Here is a 19,530-nt window from a genome sequence, read left to right on the forward strand (position 1 = left end):
GATTGTCAGTCACGGGATTTACGCTACGGCGGAACAATCAGATCTGTTGTAGTGGTATTGATTCAGATCAATTTCAGAGAAATTTCGGCGCGCTTATGCCTTCAGGTTATTCTTCCAGGTAGGTGTAGCCCTCGAGCCCGGCCTCGAGTTCCTGCAACAACTGGTGCTGTTCATCGACTGGCATGTTACTGCTGGCGAACCTGGCCCGGTAGGCTTTGATCAGGGCCTGGGGGTCAAAGTTCACGTAGCGCAGGATATCTGCCACGGTATCACCTTCCGTGGGCTCGCTGACACGGAACTGGCCGTCGCTGTCCAGGCTCACGTCCACGGAGTGGGTGTCGCCGAACAGGTTGTGCATGTCCCCCAGGATCTCCTGGTAGGCCCCGGTCATGAAGAAACCGATGAGAAGCGGCTGGCTGTCGTCATGGTCGGGCAGGGGAAGGGTGGTTTCTATGCCCTGACCGTCCACGTAGCGGTCGATGCGCCCGTCCGAGTCGCAGGTGATGTCCTGGATCACGGCACGCCGGCTGATGGCACGGTCCAGGCCCTGGATGGGCAAAACCGGGAAAATCTGGTCAATGCCCCAGATATCCGGCAGAGACTGGAACAGGGAAAAGTTCACAAACAGCTTTTCCGCCAGTTTTTCGTTCAGCTCATCGAGGACTTCCCGGTGGGCCCGGTTGGTACCATTGAGTTGCTGCTGCAACTGGCGGCAACTGGCCGTGTAAATGCGTTCGGCATCGGCCCGCTGGCTCAGGGACAGCAAGCCGTGGGCAAACTGGGCATGCACATCGCCCATGGCATGGAGCAGGTCGTGGTAGATCTCGATTCGGGAGCGCGGGCTGGCGTCATCCGTCAGGTGGCAATAGTCGCGCCACAGGTCATGGAGCGGGTCTGGCGCATCGACGGCAGGGGCTGTGGGTACACGTGATTCGGGCTGCTCACGATCGATCACATTGGTCACCAGCACCGCGTGGTGGGCAGTCAGGGCGCGCCCGGATTCGCTGATCAGGTCCGGATGGGGCACGCCGGCCCGGTCGCATTCTGCCTGCAGGGTGTGTACCACGTTCCAGGCATATTCCCGCATGCTGTAATTCATGGAGCAGGTGCTGCGGGAACGGGTGCCCTCATAGTCCACGCCGAGGCCGCCGCCGATGTCCACGGTGTCCACTGGCGCGCCCAGCTGGCGCAGCTCGCTGTAGAAACGGGCGCACTCCCGCAGCCCTGTCTGTATATCCCGGATATTGGCGATCTGGGAACCCAGGTGAAAGTGCAGCAGTTGCAGGGAATCCAGCGCATCGGCCGCCCGCAGGCGCTCCACCACATCCAGTACCTGTCCTGCCGAAAGGCCGAACTTGGATTTCTCACCACCGGTGTTTTGCCAGTTGCCCTTGCCAATGGTCGCCAGCCGGGCCCGTACGCCGATGAGTGGACGCACTTCCAGCCGCCTTGCCTCGTCCAGGATCAGCTTCAGCTCGGAGGGTTTCTCCACCACGATAAAGACCCGGAAGCCCAGCTTCTGACCAATCAGTGCGGTGCGGATGTATTCCCGATCCTTGTAGCCATTGCAGACGATAACCGAGCCGCGCCCTGACGACAGGGCCAGTACGGCCATCAGTTCGGGCTTGCTGCCCGCTTCCAGGCCGATCTGTCCGTTACCGGCTGCCGGCTGGGCTCGCAACAATTCTTCGACCACGCCCCGCTGCTGGTTGACCTTGATGGGGTAAACGGCGGTGTAGTGGCCCTGGTAGCCGTGTTCGCTGGCGACATCGTTGAAGGCCTGGCACAGGGTATTGACCCGGTCGTGGAGGATATCGGTAAAGCGGAGCAGCACCGGCAGGGCAACACCGCTGGTGTTGAGCTGGCCAATCAGCTCAGGCAGGTTGATGCTGTGGCCGTTGTGGGCCCGGTGCGGCCGGATCAGCACATCACCGCCGGTGTTCACATCGATATAGCCATCACTCCAGTGGGCGATGTTGTAGACCTGGCTGGCAGTGGTTCTGGTGGTCATACTGGTATCCTGAATCGCAGACGGGGCAGTCTTGCCGGGCGCGCCCATTGTAGGCTGCCGGGGCAGCCCATGGAAACCGCAAAGCGCCCCTGCCCGGACAACAAATCCTTTGGTTGGCCGCCACCTGGGCCTACAATGGCGCCAACGATGACGGGAGGTTTTTAACGATGAGTTCACTGGATAACAACTGGTTCACCGAAGTCTTCCAGGACCAGGGGACGGCCTTTTCCCTGCAGGTTAGGCGCAAGCTGCACGAGGAACAGACCGAGTACCAGAAGCTGGAAGTGTGGGAGACAGAGACCTTTGGCAACCTGATGGTACTGGACGGCTGTGTCATGCTCACCAGCCGGGACAATTTCCTCTACCACGAGATGATGACGCACCCGGCGCTGTTCACCCATCGCGATCCGAAAAAGGTGGTGATCATCGGCGGTGGGGATTGCGGCACCCTCAAGGAGGTTCTGAAACACCCCGGGGTGGGGGAAGCCTGGCAGGTGGAAATCGATGAACGGGTGACCCGGGTGTCGGAGAAGTACTTCCCGGAACTGTGTGAGTCCAACCAGGACCCCAGGGCCAACTTCTTCTTTGGCGATGGCATCCAGTGGATGCGGGACCAGCCCCCGGGCTCGGTGGATGTCATCATCGTCGACAGTACCGATCCGGTGGGGCCGGCGGAAGGCCTGTTTGCGCTGGATTTCTACCGGGACTGCATGATTGCCCTGCGGGAGGGCGGCATCGTGGTGCAGCAGAGCGAATCCCCGTTGCTGCACACAGACAGCATTATCCGCGGCATTCATGATGACATGAAAAAAGCGGGCTTCGACCACGTCCAGACCCTGCCATTCCCGCAACCGGTCTATCCCACCGGCTGGTGGAGCTGCACCATGGGCGGCAAGGCGGTGCACACCAGCTATTTCCGGGAGGAGGACGCAGCGGACCGGCCGTTTGTCACCCGTTATTACAATGAAGGTGTTCATCGGGGCGCCCTGGCCATGCCCCAGTTCATGCTGGAAACCCTGGATGATCCGGTGCGACCGGCGGAAGGCTGACACGGTCTGTTCCGGCTAAGCAAAAAAGAGGGCAGCCCGCGGGCTGCCCTCTCTGCTTTTGTTCCCCGGCAAACCGGGGAACCTGGCCAGTTACCTGGTTACTTGCTGGAGACGAACTCCGGGTAGGCCTCCATACCACATTCGGACAGGTCGACGCCTTCGTACTCGTCTTCCTCGCTGACCCGGATGCCGATCACCGCCTTGAGGATGCCCCACACGATCAGGCTGGCTACGAATACCCAGACGAAGATGGTCAGGGCACCGATCAGCTGGCCGCTGAAGGCAGCACCGTCATTGGTGACCGGTACCAGCATCAGGCCCAGGAAGCCGCAGACACCGTGGGCGGAAATCGCACCCACCGGATCATCGATGCGCAGCTTGTCCAGAGTGACGATGCTCAGAACCACCAGCACGCCACCCAGAGCGCCCCAGATAGTGGCAACCAGTGCGCTCGGTGTGGACGGCTCGGCCGTGATAACCACCAGTCCGGCGATGGCGCCGTTCAGCAGCATGGTCAGGTCGGCCTTGCCGAACATGATGCGGGCGGTGATCAGGGCGGCAAGCGCACCACCGGCGGCGGCGGCGTTGGTGTTGAGGAACACCATGGCCACGGAGTTCGCGCTGGCAATGTCGCCCAGTTTAAGCACCGAACCGCCGTTGAAGCCGAACCAGCCCAGCCACAGGATGAAGGTACCCAGGGCGGCCAGCGGCATGTTGGCGCCCGGGAAGGCGCGGATTTCGCCGTTGGGGCCGTACTTGCCCTTACGGGCGCCCAGCAGTATCACACCGGCGAGCGCTGCAGCCGCACCGGCCATGTGTACGATGCCTGAGCCGGCAAAGTCACTGAAGCCCAGGTCGCCCAGGTTGTACATGCCAAATACATCGGCACCGCCCCAGGTCCAGGCGCCTTCCATCGGGTAGATGAAGCCGGTCATGACCACTGCAAAGGCCAGGAAGGCCCACAGTTTCATGCGCTCGGCCACGGCACCGGAGACGATGGACATGGCCGTGGCCACAAAGACCACCTGGAAGAAGAAGTCAGAAGCACCGGAGTAGATGGAACCACCCTCGAAGTCGCCCCGCTCGGCGTATTCACCCAGCACGCCGGCAACATCCACCTCACCCATGCCGCTGAGGAAGATATTACCGCCATACATGATGGCGTAGCCGCAGACCAGGTACATGGTGCAGGCCACTGCGAACAGGGCCACGTTCTTGGTGAGAATTTCAGTGGTGTTCTTGGCGCGTACCAGCCCGGATTCCAGCATGGCAAAGCCCGCCGCCATCCACATGACTAATGCACCACAAACAAGGAAATAAAAGGTATCTATAGCGTACTGTAAATGAAAGACACTGTTTTCCATTAGAAGCCCTCCGCACGAGGCTTAACAGGATATTGAAATTTTTGCGTTGGCCTGACTGCTTAAGCGCCCGGGATCAGACGGCTTCTTCGCCGGTTTCCCCGGTCCGGATCCGGATGGCCTGTTCCAGTTCGGTTACAAAGATCTTGCCGTCACCGATCTTGCCGGTGTTGGCGGCCTTGGTAATGGATTCAATGACCTGGTCCAGCAGGCCATCACCAATGGCGACTTCCACCTTCACCTTGGGCAGGAAGTCCACCACATATTCGGCACCGCGATAGAGTTCGGTGTGCCCCTTCTGACGCCCGAAACCTTTCACCTCGGTCACGGTTACGCCCTGAACGCCAATCTCGGATAGTGCCTCACGGACATCATCCAGCTTGAAAGGCTTGATGATCGCTGTCACAAGTTTCATTGCTGTCTCCTTGGAGTTTGCCGTCCCGGTTTTCTGCCCACGAGGTCGTGGATGGACCGGGTTCGGGATGCTGCCACCTCGCACACCAATTGTGCGGATTGCGTACGGGGCTCAAAGCATCGTGTGTGCCAACGCAAAAATAATATTAAAAATCAGTGTCTTGAAAGTACGGTGAGCCAAAATGGGTCTCAGCCGTGCGCTATTATAACGCAGCGTGGTCAGGCACGAACTAAATTGGTGCACCTGTCCGGGGCCAGCGGCAGGTCAGACACTTGGACTGATACCGCCGGCCACCTTCCTAGTATGGCAGGGACAACGCTGTGTTACACTCTCTCGCCATCAGGCGTGGCACCGGTTGGCACGCGCAAGCCTTTGCAATTGTGGAGACTGACGTGGCGAAGATCCCCAGTGACCTGCTCGGACAGGTGCAGCAACAGTTTGGCCAGTTCGTTCCCGATATGGCGCGAGCGGCCCGTGAAGACGTGGAAAACCATGCAAGGGCGGCCGTGATGTCAGTGATTTCAAGGCTGGAACTGGTCACTCGTGAGGAATTTGACGCCCAGCAGGCAGTTCTGTTGCGCACCCGCGAGAAGCTGGAGCAGCTTGAAAAGCGCGTTGCGGAACTGGAAGCGCAGGCTGACCAGTCCGATAACTGAACCGGACCCGGAATGCTCGGAGCCTGGTCGCCATAGCGCACAGGCTCCAGGGTGGCACAGGCAGTACCGCCCGCCGGAATTTACTGAATGTCATGGAAGACCCTATGCTAGCAACCATTCACACCCGCGCGCGTCTGGGCGTCAGCGCGCCCGCTGTCACCGTCGAAGTTCACCTCTCCAGCGGCTTGCCGTCGCTTTCGATCGTGGGCCTGGCAGAAACCGCCGTCCGCGAAAGCAAGGACCGGGTACGCAGTGCCCTGATGAACGCCGGCTTTGAGTTTCCCGCCCGCCGAATCACCATCAACCTGGCCCCCGCCGACCTGCCCAAGGAGGGTGGCCGCTTTGACCTGGCCATCGCACTGGGCATCCTGGTTGCGTCCGGGCAGCTGTCGCCGGAGGCCCTGGGTCAGCTGGAGTGCATGGGGGAGCTGGCCCTGGATGGCACCCTGCGCCCGGTCAGGGGGGTGCTGCCGGCGGTGATGGCAGCCCGGGAATCGGGCCGGCGCATACTGGTGCCCCGGGACAATGCAGATGAGGCTTCCCTGGCTGGAAGTGACGATGTGCTCGCAGCTGGGCATCTGCTGGCGGTCTGTGAACACCTCTCAGGGACCAACCGGCTGGCTCCTGTTGCCCCCATGACGCTGCAAGGCCGCCCCGCCGACACACCGGACCTGGCGGACGTGCGGGGACAGCATGTGCCCAGGCGAGCCCTGGAGATTGCCGCCGCCGGCGGTCATAACCTGCTGCTCTTCGGCCCGCCCGGTACCGGCAAGAGTATGCTGGCCAGCCGCATCCCCGGATTGCTGCCTGAACTGGATGACCGTCAGGCCCTGGAAGTAGCCAGCGTTCAGTCGGTAGCGGGCCTGCCAATCCGCACCGATGGCTGGCGTCAGCCACCTTACCGGGCGCCCCATCATACGGCTTCAGCCATTGCGCTGGTCGGAGGAGGCAGCAGTCCACGCCCTGGCGAAATCTCGCTGGCCCACAATGGTGTCCTGTTCCTGGATGAGTTGCCCGAGTTTGATCGCAAGGTACTGGAAGTGTTGCGGGAACCCATGGAGTCCGGTGAAATTGTTATTTCACGGGCTGCCAGCCAGGTCACCTATCCGGCCCGGTTCCAGGTGATCGCCGCCATGAATCCCTGCCCTTGCGGTTACCAGGGCCATCCCACCATCGACTGCCAGTGTTCGCCGGTGCAGGCGGCCCGTTATCAGTCCCGGCTTTCCGGTCCCTTGCTGGACCGGTTTGACCTGCACGTGGAAGTGCCGGTCCAGGGAGGCGAGGTACTGATGCAACGTGATGCCGCCGGGGAAACCAGCGAGCAGGTCCGCCAGCGGGTAACCGGAGTAAGGGCGATGGCAAAAGAGCGAGGCGGCACCAACGCGTCACTGTCCGGCCGCGCCCTGGAAATCCATTGTGCCGTGGACGATGACAGCAAGGGCATGCTCGTCGGTGCCATGGAGAAGCTGGGGTTATCGGCGAGGGCGTTGCACCGTATCCTGCGGGTAGCCCGCACCATTGCCGACCTTTCCGGTGCGGAGGCTATTCGTCGGGAGCACCTGGTGGAGGCGCTGGGTTATCGCAAGCTGGACCGGAAACCCGCGAGGCAGGTCACGAATCCGGTGGGCTCTGTTAGACTGTAATCGTTTATTGCATCGACCAGACCGGGGAAACCATGACTGACTCAGACAAGACACCGGAGAACGGTGAAAGCATTACCACCCGCCGTGGCGTGCGCAGTTTCGTGATTCGCCAGGGGCGAATGACGGAAGGGCAGAAGAAAGCCCATGACCGGCTCTGGCCCGTCTACGGACTGACCCGGGAGCAGGGCGTGGTCGACCCCCGTGAGGTATTCGGTCGCGAGGCCTGGCTCAACCTGGAGATTGGTTTCGGTATGGGGCACTCCCTGGCGGAGATGGCCGCCGCCGCCCCTGAGCAGGATTTTATAGGGGTTGAAGTTCACTCCCCTGGCGTTGGCGCGTTACTCAAGGAAATCGAGGAGCGTAAGCTGGAAAACGTGCGCATCTACGCCATTGATGCCAACGACGTGATCGACCTGTGCCTGCCGGATGCCTCCCTTGACAGGGTTATGGTGTTCTTTCCGGACCCCTGGCCCAAGAAAAAGCACCATAAACGCCGGTTAATCCAGCACGAGTTTGTCCAGCGTCTTCGCCACAAGCTGCGTGTGGGTGGCATCCTGCACCTGGCCACGGACTGGGAAAACTACGCTGAACACATGCTGGAAGTGATGGCCGGGTCAGAGGGATTCGTCAACGCCCGGGACGACGGTGGCTTCTCGCCTCGCCCTGAGGACCGTCCCATTACCAAGTTCGAAAAGCGCGGAGAAAACCTGGGCCACGGTGTGTGGGACCTGGTCTATCGTCGCACCAACTGATGGTTTCGGGGTGGCTCACGGTTCAGTGGCCGTGGGCGGAACCCCGGGGTGGGTGCAGGGGACGCCGGCGCGCAGCGCGGATCACTACCAGCCCGGCCAGCCCCATCAGCAGGGCGGTGTAGTTTGCCAGTGCGAGCAGGGTCGCAGACAGGCTGAGCCGGTCGCTCGGCGCATCCAGGTTGGCCAGCAGTACCGCGTACTCCACCACATGGGCCAGTCCGGCCACCAGAAACAGTCCCCGTACCCAGTGGCCGGTCTTGCGTTCACGGACGCCGGGCCGGTCAATCAGCAGATGGCTGGTCAGCAGCAGTAGCAGAGTGGTGTAAAGGGCGGCGAACAGAAAACCGCTCCAGAGGGAGGTCTCGGCCCACAAGGTATCGCCCCAGCTGGCGACAATGGCACCAGCCCCTTCACTGGTGGTTGCCAGCTGGAAGTTCAGCATGCCCTGGGGGGCAGCGCTGGTTTGCAGGGGCTGGTTTAGCCCCAGCTGGGCAACGAGCACGGCGGCGGTCAGGCCGCCAATCCAGCGAATACTGGTGGGGATGGGTTTCCTGGCGATGTCGTTCATGACAGAAATTGCTCCAGCACACTGTTCAGGTACTGCCGCCCCAGCGCCGTCGCCTGCAGCCGGTCGCGCTCCAGCAGTTCCCGGGCCCTTAGGTCAGCAAGTATTGCAGCAATGACCGTCAGGGGTAAACCCGTGCGTGCCGGGAACAGCGACTCCTCCACCCCTTGCTGTAGCCGCAAGGCGTTCATCATGAATTCCAGTGGGCGTTCTTCCCGGTCCACTGACTGGGTTCCGGCGGTACGACTGCCAATGCGGGCCAGGTAAGCGTCAGGTTGGCGGGTTTTCCAGTAGCGCCGAAGGTCGCCGTCAGCCAGTGAAACCTTACCGTGTGCACCCGCGCCGATGGCGAGGTAGTCGCCAAAGGTCCAGTAGTTCAGGTTATGGCGTGACGCCATACCGGGCTGGGCCCACGCGGAGACCTCGTAGTCCTGGAAGCCGGCATCCATCAGCCTTTCCCTCCCGGCCTGCCAGATCGCCCACAGGTCGTCGTCCTCGGGTAGCGCTGGCGGACGACTGTAGAACTCGGTATTGGGCTCCAGTGTTAACTGGTACCAGGACAGGTGAGGGGGCTGCCAGGCAATGGCGGCGTCGAGGTCTGCCAGGGCCTGCTCCGGCGTCTGGCCCGGCAGGCCGTGCATCAGGTCCAGGTTAAAGTTGCTGAAACCCGCATTGAGCGCCGCTTCGATGGCCCGGTGCGCTTCGTTGTCGTCATGGATGCGCCCCAGTTTTTTCAGGTGCTCCGGCTGGAAGCTCTGAATGCCGATGGAAAGCCGGTTTATGCCGGCGTCGCGAAAGCCCTGAAAGCGGTTCTGTTCGACAGTGCCGGGATTGGCCTCCAGGGTGATTTCCGCATCCGGACTGAAGGTGAGTTGCTCACGGAGCTTGAGGAACAGGGCCCGGTAGAAGTCAGGCGACATGAGTGACGGGGTCCCGCCCCCGATGAAGACGGTCTCGATGGGTCGCCCGCGTACGAATCCAAGGTCGTGCTGGAGATCTTCCAGCATGGCGTCGAGGTAGGCCTGCTCAGGCAGCTCGCCACTGAAGGCGTGAGAGTTGAAGTCGCAGTAGGGGCACTTGCGAACACACCAGGGTACGTGGATGTACAGCCCCAGGGGCGGGCTGGGGGCCGATATGACGGTGTCGTCAGCAGCAGCCATCAGAGGGCGCCCAGTTGCTCCACCAACAGGCGCAGGGCACGCCCGCGGTGGCTCACACGGCCTTTCTGTTCCCGGGTCAGTTCGGCGGCACTGCAGCCGAACTCGGGGGCGAAGAATACCGGGTCGTAACCGAAGCCACCCTGGCCCCTGGAGGCTTCCAGTATTCGGCCGGGCCAGCGGCCATGACAAACGATGGGGGTGGGATCGTCGGCATGGCGCAGGTAGACAAGGACACAGTGAAACTGGGCTGTTCGCTCAGCCTCCGGCACCGTCTTCAGGGCTGCCAGCAGTGCCTGGACGTTGTCGTCATCACTCGCGCCGTCGCCTGCGTAGCGGGCGGAGCGGACGCCAGGCTGCCCGCCGAGGGCATCCACGGCCAGGCCAGAGTCGTCGGCGAGGGCAGGCAGCCCGGTCTGCCGGGCGGCGTGGCGGGCCTTTATCAGCGCGTTCTCGACGAAGGTGACCGCGGGCTCTTCCGCCTCGCTGACGCCCAGTTCACCCTGGGCCCTGGGCTGAAGGCCCAGTGGCATCAGCAGTTCACCCAACTCCCGCAACTTGCCCTGATTATTGCTGGCCAGTACAAGCTGGCCTGTCACGGTGCCTCCGTTACCGGAGTTAGTCTTCGAGCTGTCAGTCATTAAAGAGCGCCTGGGAGAAACGTATTGGCAGGTCCTGGTCATGGCCACTGGGACGGGCGGTAATCTGGAAGGTCATCAATTCACCCTCGGAATACTGGTACTCCGCGATGAAGTAGACGGCGTCGCCTTCCTGGATCCGTCGAAAGGCCAGGAACGTCGGCTGTTGTATTTCGTTCAGCGCCCGGCCCTCTACCTGGCCCGGGACTGTGGTCAGCGAGCCGTCATCGCCCCGGTCCATGATGGCAATGTTAACGATACCGATGCCCCGGCTGCGGTTGAGGTCGTTGGCAGCGGCGACCTCCGGGGTCAGAAAGGTGCTGGGGAATACGTTGTAGTGCACCTCATAGTTACCGAAGCGAACATGCTTCTCTTCGGCGAGGGCAGGGCTGGCCAGGCCGGCAAGGGTGAGGCACAGCAGTATCAGCAGGTTAACGGGTTTCATGGTCAGTCTCCCCGGGTGATCCGGTAAATGGCAATCTGTCCCAACATGTTTGGCCACAGGCGGCTGAGCCAGTGGTCCTGGTGCTCGCCGTCAACCACCGTGCGGTTGCGGATGCGGAAGTTCTTCTCCCGGCACAGGGCTTCGAAGTCCCTGAATGTGCACAGGTGGATGTTGGGTGTGTTGTACCACTTGTGGGGCAGGGTTTCCGATTCCGGCATCCTGCCCCGGGACATCAGGTACCAGCGCAGGCGCCAGTACGCGAAGTTCGGGAAGGTGACGATGCCTTCCCTTCCTAGTCGCATCATTTCGTCGAGCACAATATCCGGGCGCCTGACCGCCTGCAGGGCCTGGGTCATGAGTACAGTGTCGAAGCTGTCATCATCAAAGTTGGACAGGCCCTGGGTGTCAAGGTTCTGCTCGATGACGGCCACGCCCTTGTTCATGCATTCGGTGATATGGTCCGGGTTGATTTCCAGGCCAAACCCGGTGGTTTGCCGTTCCTGCTTCAGGTAATAGAGCAGGGTGCCGTCGCCGCAGCCCAGGTCGAGGATATGGCTGCCGGGGCTGATCCACTGCTGGATGATTTCCAGGTCGGCTCTCATGCGCCTACCTCCCGGGCCACCCGGGCCATGTAAGTGCTGAATATGGCATTGTACCGGGGCGTGGGAATCAGGAACGCGTCATGGCCCCAGGGGGCGTCGATTTCCGCGTAACTGACCTTGCGGCGGGCGGCGATCATGGCATTCACCAGTTCTTCCGAGCGGGCTGGCGTAAAGCGCCAGTCGGTACTGAAGGACAGCACCAGGAACTCGCAGTTCGCCTGGGCCATGGCCCGGGCCAGGTCGTTGTCTGTCTCGTAGGCCGGGTCAAAATAATCCAGTGCCCGGGTCATCAACAGGTAGGTGTTGGCGTCGAAGGATTCCGAGAAGCGTTCACCCTGGTAACGCAGGTAACTCTCTACCTGGAACTCGGCATCATAGCCGAACTGATAGGCCTGCTCCCGGAGTTCGCGGCCAAACTTCTCGCCCATGGAGGCATCGGACAGGTAGGTGATGTGGCCCACCATGCGGGCCAGCATCAGCCCTCGCCTGGGCAGGGTGTTGTGTTCGTAGTAACGGCCACCGTGAAAATCGCTGTCGGAGGTGATCGCCCGACGCGCCACCTCGTTGAAGGCAATGTTCTGGGCCGTCAGTCTTGGCGTGGAGGCAATAACCACGGCGTGCTTCAGGCGATCGGGATGGCTGATGCTCCACTGCAGGGCCTGCATGCCTCCCAGGGAACCGCCCACCACTGCGGCCCAGCAATCGATACCCAGCCGGTCGGCCAGCACCGCCTGGCTGTTGACCCAGTCCTGCACAGTGACAACCGGGAAGTCCGGGCCATAGAGTTCGCCGGTTTCCGGATTGACCGTGTTCGGGCCGGTGCTGCCGTGGCAGCCTCCGAGATTGTTGATGCTGACCACAAAGAAACGGTTGGTATCGATGGGCTTGCCCGGGCCGATACAGGTGTCCCACCAGCCCGGTTTACGATCGTCCGGGGAATGATAGCCGGCGGCATGGTGATGGCCGCTCAGGGCATGGCATATCAGCACCGCATTGGAGTGATCCTGGTTCAGCGAGCCATAGGTTTCCACTACCAGGTCCCAGCTATGCAGGACCTGGCCACAGGCGAGCTTAAGCGGCTCGTCGAAATGGAGGGTTTGCGGGGTAACCAGGCCCACTGAATCCGAAGGCAGGGAATCGGGCATCGAAGCGGCGGAATCCTTGGTTGGTCATCGTTGGTCGTAATCCAGCCCCAAGCGGGCTGGTACAGGCCATGCAGTTTAAATGGGGGCCGTCGGTGCTGCAACCGGGCGGGGAGATTTGCGTGTGACCTCGGTGCCGGACCTTCCGGGTTAACGGCAGGCTCCAGCGCCTGGCGGCCCCGGGGTTTTGATCAGGCGATGCCTGAAATGTTGACGACTTTCTGCTGGCTGAGGGTCGGTGCCGGGCGGCGAATCTGGCGCTGCATGGCGTCGGCCAGTTCCAGCTGGCGGCGGAGGTCCGCGATGGTGTTACCGAGCCGCTCTCGCTCAGCCTTGCTGTCCTGGTCGCTCCGGGCCATGTCACGAATGCGGCGCACCTGGTGCTCAAGCAGCTGCTTCTGCTCCATGGAGAATTGCATGATGGGCAGCAGTGCTTCACCAGGCCAGCGCTCTACATCACGGCGTACCCGTTCGTGAAGCGTGCGGGCCTCAGTGACCATCACCTGGAAAAACCGGCGGATCAGCCATTTTTGCTCCCGCAGGAGGTTGCCCGGAGCACGCCGGAAGCGGGTGGCCCGTTTGCGCAGTTCCCGGATGGCAATGACATGGCGTCCAGCCCGCAGGGGAATAGGTTCCAGGTGCCGGGCGCGGGTGTCCTCGTTGTAGCGGCGGTAGATGGCCTCCACCATGCGCTCTGCCAGGCGCCCTTCGGCGAGCAGGTTTTGCAGGTCGCTTTCCAGCAGTTCGAAGAAATGATCCATCGCCTGGCTCATGCCGGCGGAGGTCCAGCTCTTGCCCATCATCTGTCGGACCGCGGCAGCATGGGCGTTGAAGCGGGACTCACTGACCATATTCATCAGGATGTCGCCCTGGGACTGCATCAGTCTCCGACTGGAGCGCAACGTAATCAGCTTGCGGTAGTAGAAGTCGTAGTCGGTCTGGGCCCGGTCGGCCAGCCGGCGAAGGGCCTCCCGGTCCACGGCCTGGCCAGAGCAGGCCTGGCGCTCCTCCTCCAGGCTGAGCAATCGCGCCTGCATTGCGGCCTGGCTGTTTTGCAGCATGCCCAGCAGGTCATTGATCAGGCTCTGTGTAATCAGCTCTTCTTTCTGGCGCAGAATGCGGTCGATCAGCAGCTGTTCCAGCCCTGGCAGTTCGCTGCGATCCAGCAGGGTGTTGTCGTTGTGGGCTTTCGCTGTCAGACCCTGCTTGGCGGAGATGGGAATAACCTCGTCATCCCGGAGACCCAGTTGCGTGGCGGTTGTGTGGCGCACCCGATCAATGCTTTGCTGGACTTCCCGTTCGGGACGGAGTTCGTCCCAGAGTGAGTCAATCTTGTTCAGCACGGCAAACCGGCCTGCCCGGTGGTCCGCATCGTCGGTATCGATATGTTCCTTCCAGACGGCCATGTCACTGGCAGTAACGCCGGTGTCGGCACTAAGCAGGAACAGGATGGCATGGGCTGATGGCAGCAGGCTCACCGTCAGTTCAGGTTCTGAGCCCAGGGCGTTAAGCCCCGGCGTGTCGAGGATTCGAAGTCCTCGTTCGAACAGTGGGTGGCGTATGCTGATCCGTGCGCTGCGCCAGGCCGGGATGAGCACCTGTCCGGGGTTGTCCCGGTCGGCTTCGAGCATCCCTTCGCTGAAGCCATAGCGACGAGCCTCCTGGGGGCTGACGCTGCGCACCCGGGCGACCTCGCCGAGCACCGTACGCATGGCGTCGGGGTCGTCTTCATTGAGCTCGTGGCGGGTCCAGTGTTCGGGGTGCCGGCGCAGTTCCTGAAGGGAAAGATCACCCTCGCGGGTCTCGATAGGCAGTAGTTGCAGGTAGTTGCTGCCGGTGGCCCGGTCGAAGAAGAGCTCGGTGGGGCACATGGTGGTGCGGCCGGCTTCCGATGGCAGCATGCGCTGGCCATACTCCGCAAAGAACAGCGCGTTGATCAGTTCGGTCTTGCCCCGGGAGAACTCCCCCACGAAGGCGATGGTCAGTTCATCCTCGACCAGCAATTCCACGCCCCGGCGGATGCGTTCGCTGACATCGTCGGAGTACAGGTCGTTATCCTGCAGCCAGAGCCGGTAACGGCTGATCTGCCGGATAAGCTCTTTCTTCCACTGATGGTAGGCTTCAACCTGGTTTACCAGGATGGCTGGTCCGTTCATGGTACTGACCCTGTCTACTACTCGCCCGGGGTTCCATGCCAGAAGTGTTCAGGCGGGTGCTGGGTGGAGTTGGCGGAATTTACAGATAGATCGGGCTAGGGTATGTCGGTTTTGTTGGCAGGTCTGTTAAACGGATCACAGGAACCGTGGTGGTCGGCTCCTGTGATCCTGGGGGGAGGTCGATGTCAGACCGGCAGGCCCACGGCGTTACCGAGGTGGTCCACCATTACTCGCAACACGTTCAGGATCAGGAACACAAAGATGGGTGACAGGTCCAGGCCGCCCAGCGGTGGCACAATGTTGCGAACCGGGCGCATGACCGGCTCGGTGATCTGGGCCACCAGCATGATGGCCGGGTGGTTGCTCTGGGGGGCAACCCAGCTGATGATAACCACCGCCAATATGGCCCAGAAATAGATCTCGATGATCAGTCCCAGTACATGGACCCCGGCCCAGGCCAGCAGGGCAATGGGGTTGAGGGCTGTCAGCGGATAGCCGCTGGCTACCCAGAGCAGGGTAAAGAACAGGGCACTCACCAGTACCGCCAGCACCAGTGAGGCGCCGTCAACGCCGCCAATGCCCGGGATGACCTTGCGCAGCGGGCGCAGGGGGGCGTTGGTTGCCTTTACCACGAACTGGGAGATGGGGTTGTAGAAGTCTGCCCGTGCCAGTTGCAGCAAGAAACGTAGCAGGACCACGGTGAGATAGAACATGGCCACAAACTGCAGCACGGTGATGAAAATATCGGCCAGCATCGGGCGGTGTCTCCGTTAGTAACAGTGTATGGGTTGAACAGATCAGCGGTTGGCGTCGGCCATTTCCCGGGCCATTTCCTTAGAGCGGGTCATGGCTGCCTTGTAGGCCTTGTCCACCAGCGTTCTCATGCCGCCGTCCTCGAAGGTCGTAATGGCCTGCTCGGTGGTGCCGCCCGGCGACATAACGTTACGCTTGAGCTGCGCCGGGTCGTGTTCGCTGCGGGCGGCCATCTCAGCAGCGCCTGCCATGGTCTGTATGGCCAGCTCCCGGGCGGTCCCGGCTTCGATACCGGCCTCGGTCGCGGCGGCTTCCAGTGCTTCCAGCATCAGGAAGAAGTAGGCAGGGCCGCTGCCGGAGAGGGCGGTGACCGCATGTAACTGCTCCTCATCGTCCAGCCATAGCGCCTTACCGATACTGTTGAAGATGGATTCAACGGTTTCTTTCTGCTGCTCTGACACTGCATCATTGGCGTACAGGCCCGCCGCTCCCTTGCCCACCAGCGACGGGGTATTGGGCATCACCCGCACCAGTGGCAGCCCGCCACCAAGCCATTCGTCCAGGGTTTCGGATGTGAGTCCGGCGGCGATGGAAACCATCAGGGGGCGGGTGTTCTGGACCACGGGGGCGATGTCACGGCATACATCCGCCATGATCTGCGGTTTTACGGCGAGGACCAGTACATCCGCCTGTTGCGCGCAGTAGCGGTTGTCAGTGGTAACGCTCACCCCGAACTTGCGGCGAATGGTCTGCAGGTGTTCATCGTCCGGGGCGCTCGCCCAGATGCTGCCGGCCCGGAAGCCGCTATCCAGCATGCCGCCAATAATGGCGCTGGCCATGTTACCCGCGCCGATAAAGCCAATGGTCGGTGAAGTACTCACAGTTCACTCCGCTTCAGAAAGTTGTGATGGCAAATCATACCAGCTAAATCCTGCGCTTACCCAGCTGTCGGAGCGGGCCGGCAGGTTGCGTTGCCAGCCTGTACCCCTGAAGGGCAGCGGTCAGTGAGTATAATCCCTCTGGCCGAACAGGGCGGTACCGACCCTGACCAGGGTTGCTCCTTCTGCAATTGCAACTTCCAGGTCGCCGGACATGCCCATGGATAGTGTGTCCAGCGGGCCTTCCACCTGCGGGTTCTGTCGCAGGTCCTCAAGGGCCCGGGCCAGTCGCTGGAAGCTCGCTCGCAGGTCCTCTTCGGACTGTTCGGGATCGGGTATGGCCATCAGGCCCCTCAGGCTCAGGTTGGGCAGGCCGCTTATAGCGACCGCCAGCTCTGTCAGTTCCCGTGGGTTGCACCCGGACTTGCTGGCTTCCTCGTCAATATTGACCTGCAGGCAGATGTTCAGCGGTGGCAGGGACCCGGGTCGCTGTTCACTCAGCCGTCGCGCAACCTTGAGGCGGTCCACACTGTGCACCCACTGGAAGTGTTCGGCGATGGCACGGGTCTTGTTGGACTGGATGGGGCCAATGAAGTGCCATTCGAGTCCGGGCAGGTCAGCCAGGACCTCGATCTTGTCCAGGGCTTCCTGCAGGTAGTTTTCTCCGAAGGCCTGTTGCCCGGCTGCCGCGGCCAGGCGCAGATCGTCTGCCGGACGAGTCTTGCTCACTGCGAGCAAGTGCACACTGCCGTCAGCGCGGCCGCTCGCCTCTGTTGCTTTTTGTATGCGTCGGGTTACGCTCCGGATGTTGTCTGCTATGCTGCTCATAGTATTTTTCTGACTGCCGCTGGCTGTGCTGATAAGGGGCTCACGTTAACCCCGGGGTTGGAAAAAACCAAGCGGGCCAGGGCATAAAAGAACCGCCTTCCGAGGAACCCTATGGATATTACCGAACTTCTGGCCTTCTCGGCCAAGCAAGGTGCGTCTGACCTGCACCTGTCCGCCGGGCTGCCACCCATGATTCGTGTCGATGGCGACGTACGCCGGATCAACCTTCCGCCCATGGAGCATAAGGAAGTCCACGGACTGATCTATGACATCATGAACGACAAGCAGCGGAAGGATTACGAGGAGTTCCTGGAAACTGACTTTTCCTTCGAAGTGCCCGGTGTCGCCCGTTTCCGGGTAAACGCCTTCAACCAGAACCGCGGTGCCGGTGCGGTTTTCCGGACCATCCCCTCGAAAGTGCTTACCATGGAAGACCTGGGCATGGGCCAGGTCTTCAAGGACATCTCGTCCGTGCCTCGTGGGCTGGTACTGGTGACCGGTCCTACCGGTTCCGGTAAGTCCACCACGCTGGCGGCCATGCTCGACTACATCAACGACAGCCGCTATGAGCACGTGCTGACCATCGAAGACCCCATCGAATTCGTTCACGAGTCCAAGAAATGCCTGGTGAACCAGCGGGAAGTGCACCGGGATACGCTCGGTTTTAACGAGGCCCTGCGCTCGGCCCTGCGGGAAGACCCCGACATTATCCTGGTGGGTGAGCTGCGGGACCTTGAGACTATTCGCCTGGCCCTGACCGCCGCTGAAACCGGTCACCTGGTATTCGGCACCCTGCATACCACCTCGGCGGCCAAGACTATTGACCGGGTGGTGGATGTGTTCCCGGCGGAAGAGAAATCCATGGTCCGCTCCATGCTCTCCGAGTCCCTGCAGGCGGTGGTTTCCCAGACCCTGATGAAAAAAATGGGCGGTGGCCGGATAGCGGCGCACGAAATCATGATCGGTACCGCAGCAATCCGTAACCTGATCCGCGAAGATAAGGTGGCCCAGATGTACTCCGCCATCCAGACCGGCGGCTCCCTGGGCATGCAGACCCTGGATCAGTGCCTGCAACGGCTCTTGCAAAAAGGCCTGATAAGCCGTGAGGCAGCCCGGGCCAAGGCCAAGATTCCCGACAATTTCTGATCCGGACTATCGGGTGTCGCTCAGCGGTTGGGCGGCACCGGCAAACCTGACTGAAAAGCTGGAAGCACTCCCATGGAATTTGAAAAACTGCTGCGACTGATGGTGGAAAAGGGCGGCTCTGACCTGTTTATCACCGCTGGCGTTCCCCCGAGCATGAAAGTTAACGGTAAGGTCCTGCCGGTCACCAAGAATGCCCTGACGCCCGAGCAGACCCGGGAGCTTGTGTACGGCGCCATGAATTCCAAGCAGCAGGCGGAGTTCGACGAAAGCCACGAGTGCAACTTTGCCATCAGTGCCCGCGGCATAGGTCGTTTCCGGGTCAGCGCGTTCTTTCAACGCAACCTGTGCGGCATGGTGTTGCGTCGCATTGAGACCAAGATTCCCCAGGTCGATGACCTGGGGCTGCCGGAGATCATCAAGGACCTGGCCATGACCAAGCGGGGCCTGATCATCTTCGTGGGCGCCACCGGTACCGGCAAGTCTACCTCGCTGGCAGCCATGCTGGGGCATCGTAACCGCAACAGTCGCGGTCATATTATCTCCATCGAGGATCCCATTGAATTCGTCCACCAGCACCAGGGTTGCATCGTTACCCAGCGGGAAGTGGGCATCGACACCGAGAGTTTTGAAACGGCCCTGAAGAACACCCTGCGTCAGGCCCCGGATGTAATCCTGATCGGCGAGATCCGGACCCGGGAAACCATGCAGTACGCCGTGCAGTTTGCGGAAACCGGTCACCTGTGCCTGGCGACCCTGCATGCCAACAACGCCAACCAGGCCCTGGACCGGATTATCCAGTTTTTCAACCCGGACCAGCACAACCAGACCTGGATGGACCTGTCCCTGAACCTGAAAGCCATTGTTGCCCAGCAGCTGATCCCTACACCGGACGGCAAGGGTCGGCGGGCGGTGATCGAGGTGCTGATCAACACCCCGCTGGTGGCGGATATGATCCGCAAGGGTGAGGTGCACAAGCTCAAGGAGCTGATGACCAAGTCTACCGAATCCGGTATGCAGACCTTCGACCAGGCCCTGTACAACCTCTATTCAGAAGGGGGGATCACCTACGAGGATGCCCTCGCCTACGCTGACTCCGCCAACGATCTTCGCCTGATGATCAAGCTGGGCGCGGATGCCAAGGGCTCTGATCAGCTGGCCTCCACGGTGGACAAGCTGTCTATCCAGAACGACTGACCCTCCTGGTGCCGCCCCCTGTCGCCCGGATAGGGGGCGCTTCGCCGTGCCTGCTTCAATGCCTGAAGCGTTCTCCAGCCTTAATGCATTGATATTTCGTATATTAATCATAAGCAGTCGATATTTTTCGGCGGTCGTC

19 protein-coding genes are annotated in these 19,530 nt (G+C 61.3%); 6 read left to right on the forward strand and 13 right to left on the reverse strand.

Features of this window, described 5'->3' with window-relative positions:
• Positions 1-106 precede the first annotated feature (106 nt).
• Positions 107-2,011, reverse strand: a complete 1,905-nt coding sequence (gene speA, locus MLC59_RS10210) for a biosynthetic arginine decarboxylase (RefSeq protein WP_248233987.1) — start codon at positions 2,009-2,011, stop codon at positions 107-109.
• 167 nt (positions 2,012-2,178) lie between these two features.
• On the opposite strand from speA, the gene speE reads away from it, so the two are divergent.
• Positions 2,179-3,060, forward strand: coding sequence for a polyamine aminopropyltransferase (gene speE / locus MLC59_RS10215; RefSeq protein WP_248233990.1), 882 nt, complete (start codon positions 2,179-2,181; stop codon positions 3,058-3,060).
• Between the two features lie 98 nt (positions 3,061-3,158).
• Here speE and MLC59_RS10220 read toward each other — a convergent pair whose 3' ends face one another.
• Positions 3,159-4,424, reverse strand: coding sequence for an ammonium transporter (locus tag MLC59_RS10220; RefSeq protein WP_248233992.1), 1,266 nt, complete (start codon positions 4,422-4,424; stop codon positions 3,159-3,161).
• A gap of 73 nt (positions 4,425-4,497) precedes the next feature.
• A complete protein-coding gene (gene glnK / locus MLC59_RS10225) occupies positions 4,498-4,836 on the reverse strand; it encodes a P-II family nitrogen regulator (RefSeq protein ID WP_091852668.1) in 339 nt (112 codons plus the stop codon).
• Between the two features lie 392 nt (positions 4,837-5,228).
• On the opposite strand from glnK, the gene MLC59_RS10230 reads away from it, so the two are divergent.
• The 3 genes from MLC59_RS10230 to trmB all read left to right on the forward strand — a co-directional run bounded on the left by MLC59_RS10230 (position 5,229) and on the right by trmB (position 7,887).
• Positions 5,229-5,492: an accessory factor UbiK family protein gene (locus MLC59_RS10230; protein WP_248233994.1), complete on the forward strand. Its 264-nt coding sequence runs from the start codon at positions 5,229-5,231 to the stop codon at positions 5,490-5,492.
• Positions 5,493-5,596: 104 nt separating this feature from the next.
• Positions 5,597-7,135: a YifB family Mg chelatase-like AAA ATPase gene (locus MLC59_RS10235; protein WP_248233996.1), complete on the forward strand. Its 1,539-nt coding sequence runs from the start codon at positions 5,597-5,599 to the stop codon at positions 7,133-7,135.
• Positions 7,136-7,167: 32 nt separating this feature from the next.
• Positions 7,168-7,887, forward strand: a complete 720-nt coding sequence (gene trmB, locus MLC59_RS10240; RefSeq protein ID WP_248233997.1) for a tRNA (guanosine(46)-N7)-methyltransferase TrmB — start codon at positions 7,168-7,170, stop codon at positions 7,885-7,887.
• 22 nt (positions 7,888-7,909) lie between these two features.
• On the opposite strand, the gene MLC59_RS10245 is transcribed toward trmB, so the two are convergent.
• The 10 genes from MLC59_RS10245 to MLC59_RS10290 all read right to left on the reverse strand — a co-directional run bounded on the left by MLC59_RS10245 (position 7,910) and on the right by MLC59_RS10290 (position 17,051).
• The gene (locus MLC59_RS10245; RefSeq protein WP_248234000.1) at positions 7,910-8,455 is read right to left on the reverse strand and encodes a hypothetical protein; all 546 of its coding nucleotides are present in this window, start codon (positions 8,453-8,455) and stop codon (positions 7,910-7,912) included.
• Positions 8,452-9,612, reverse strand: a complete 1,161-nt coding sequence (gene hemW, locus MLC59_RS10250) for a radical SAM family heme chaperone HemW (protein WP_248234002.1) — start codon at positions 9,610-9,612, stop codon at positions 8,452-8,454. Before hemW ends, MLC59_RS10245 begins: the two co-directional genes overlap by 4 nt.
• Positions 9,612-10,208 (reverse strand): RdgB/HAM1 family non-canonical purine NTP pyrophosphatase, encoded by a 597-nt coding sequence (gene rdgB / locus MLC59_RS10255; protein ID WP_248234005.1) that lies wholly within the window; start codon positions 10,206-10,208, stop codon positions 9,612-9,614. Before rdgB ends, hemW begins: the two co-directional genes overlap by 1 nt.
• Before the next feature lie 34 nt (positions 10,209-10,242).
• Positions 10,243-10,692: a DUF4426 domain-containing protein gene (locus tag MLC59_RS10260; protein ID WP_248234007.1), complete on the reverse strand. Its 450-nt coding sequence runs from the start codon at positions 10,690-10,692 to the stop codon at positions 10,243-10,245.
• A gap of 2 nt (positions 10,693-10,694) precedes the next feature.
• Positions 10,695-11,294 (reverse strand): methionine biosynthesis protein MetW, encoded by a 600-nt coding sequence (gene metW / locus MLC59_RS10265; protein ID WP_248234009.1) that lies wholly within the window; start codon positions 11,292-11,294, stop codon positions 10,695-10,697.
• On the reverse strand, positions 11,291-12,439 hold the full coding sequence (metX, locus tag MLC59_RS10270) for a homoserine O-succinyltransferase MetX (RefSeq protein ID WP_248234010.1): 1,149 nt from the start codon (positions 12,437-12,439) through the stop codon (positions 11,291-11,293). Before metX ends, metW begins: the two co-directional genes overlap by 4 nt.
• 188 nt (positions 12,440-12,627) lie before the next feature.
• Positions 12,628-14,592: a dynamin family protein gene (locus tag MLC59_RS10275; RefSeq protein WP_248234012.1), complete on the reverse strand. Its 1,965-nt coding sequence runs from the start codon at positions 14,590-14,592 to the stop codon at positions 12,628-12,630.
• A gap of 185 nt (positions 14,593-14,777) precedes the next feature.
• Entirely contained in the window at positions 14,778-15,347 is a 570-nt protein-coding gene (locus MLC59_RS10280) for a YggT family protein (RefSeq protein ID WP_248234013.1), read from the reverse strand.
• Positions 15,348-15,389: 42 nt separating this feature from the next.
• On the reverse strand, positions 15,390-16,226 hold the full coding sequence (gene proC, locus MLC59_RS10285; protein WP_248234015.1) for a pyrroline-5-carboxylate reductase: 837 nt from the start codon (positions 16,224-16,226) through the stop codon (positions 15,390-15,392).
• 120 nt (positions 16,227-16,346) lie between these two features.
• Entirely contained in the window at positions 16,347-17,051 is a 705-nt protein-coding gene (locus tag MLC59_RS10290; RefSeq protein ID WP_248234017.1) for a YggS family pyridoxal phosphate-dependent enzyme, read from the reverse strand.
• 111 nt (positions 17,052-17,162) lie between these two features.
• Between MLC59_RS10290 and MLC59_RS10295 the strand changes: the two genes are divergently transcribed.
• Positions 17,163-18,197, forward strand: a complete 1,035-nt coding sequence (locus MLC59_RS10295) for a type IV pilus twitching motility protein PilT (protein WP_248234019.1) — start codon at positions 17,163-17,165, stop codon at positions 18,195-18,197.
• A 72-nt stretch (positions 18,198-18,269) separates the two neighbouring features.
• On the forward strand, positions 18,270-19,391 hold the full coding sequence (locus MLC59_RS10300; protein ID WP_248234021.1) for a PilT/PilU family type 4a pilus ATPase: 1,122 nt from the start codon (positions 18,270-18,272) through the stop codon (positions 19,389-19,391).
• Positions 19,392-19,530: the final 139 nt, after the last annotated feature.

Origin of the sequence: Marinobacter bryozoorum (assembly GCF_023156245.1) — a bacterium.
In the GTDB taxonomy this organism is placed as follows: domain Bacteria; phylum Pseudomonadota; class Gammaproteobacteria; order Pseudomonadales; family Oleiphilaceae; genus Marinobacter; species Marinobacter bryozoorum.

Excerpts from the sequence above, each read along its gene's own strand:
- speA (WP_248233987.1), bottom strand. The coding sequence starts at position 2,011 with ATGACCACCAGAACCACTGCCAGCCAGGTCTACAACATCGCCCACTGG.
- speE (WP_248233990.1), top strand. The coding sequence starts at position 2,179 with ATGAGTTCACTGGATAACAACTGGTTCACCGAAGTCTTCCAGGACCAG.
- MLC59_RS10220 (WP_248233992.1), bottom strand. The coding sequence starts at position 4,424 with ATGGAAAACAGTGTCTTTCATTTACAGTACGCTATAGATACCTTTTAT.
- glnK (WP_091852668.1), bottom strand. The coding sequence starts at position 4,836 with ATGAAACTTGTGACAGCGATCATCAAGCCTTTCAAGCTGGATGATGTC.
- MLC59_RS10235 (WP_248233996.1), top strand. The coding sequence starts at position 5,597 with ATGCTAGCAACCATTCACACCCGCGCGCGTCTGGGCGTCAGCGCGCCC.
- trmB (WP_248233997.1), top strand. The coding sequence starts at position 7,168 with ATGACTGACTCAGACAAGACACCGGAGAACGGTGAAAGCATTACCACC.
- MLC59_RS10245 (WP_248234000.1), bottom strand. The coding sequence starts at position 8,455 with ATGAACGACATCGCCAGGAAACCCATCCCCACCAGTATTCGCTGGATT.
- hemW (WP_248234002.1), bottom strand. The coding sequence starts at position 9,612 with ATGGCTGCTGCTGACGACACCGTCATATCGGCCCCCAGCCCGCCCCTG.
- MLC59_RS10260 (WP_248234007.1), bottom strand. The coding sequence starts at position 10,692 with ATGAAACCCGTTAACCTGCTGATACTGCTGTGCCTCACCCTTGCCGGC.
- metW (WP_248234009.1), bottom strand. The coding sequence starts at position 11,294 with ATGAGAGCCGACCTGGAAATCATCCAGCAGTGGATCAGCCCCGGCAGC.
- metX (WP_248234010.1), bottom strand. The coding sequence starts at position 12,439 with ATGCCCGATTCCCTGCCTTCGGATTCAGTGGGCCTGGTTACCCCGCAA.
- MLC59_RS10275 (WP_248234012.1), bottom strand. The coding sequence starts at position 14,592 with ATGAACGGACCAGCCATCCTGGTAAACCAGGTTGAAGCCTACCATCAG.
- MLC59_RS10280 (WP_248234013.1), bottom strand. The coding sequence starts at position 15,347 with ATGCTGGCCGATATTTTCATCACCGTGCTGCAGTTTGTGGCCATGTTC.
- MLC59_RS10290 (WP_248234017.1), bottom strand. The coding sequence starts at position 17,051 with ATGAGCAGCATAGCAGACAACATCCGGAGCGTAACCCGACGCATACAA.
- MLC59_RS10295 (WP_248234019.1), top strand. The coding sequence starts at position 17,163 with ATGGATATTACCGAACTTCTGGCCTTCTCGGCCAAGCAAGGTGCGTCT.
- MLC59_RS10300 (WP_248234021.1), top strand. The coding sequence starts at position 18,270 with ATGGAATTTGAAAAACTGCTGCGACTGATGGTGGAAAAGGGCGGCTCT.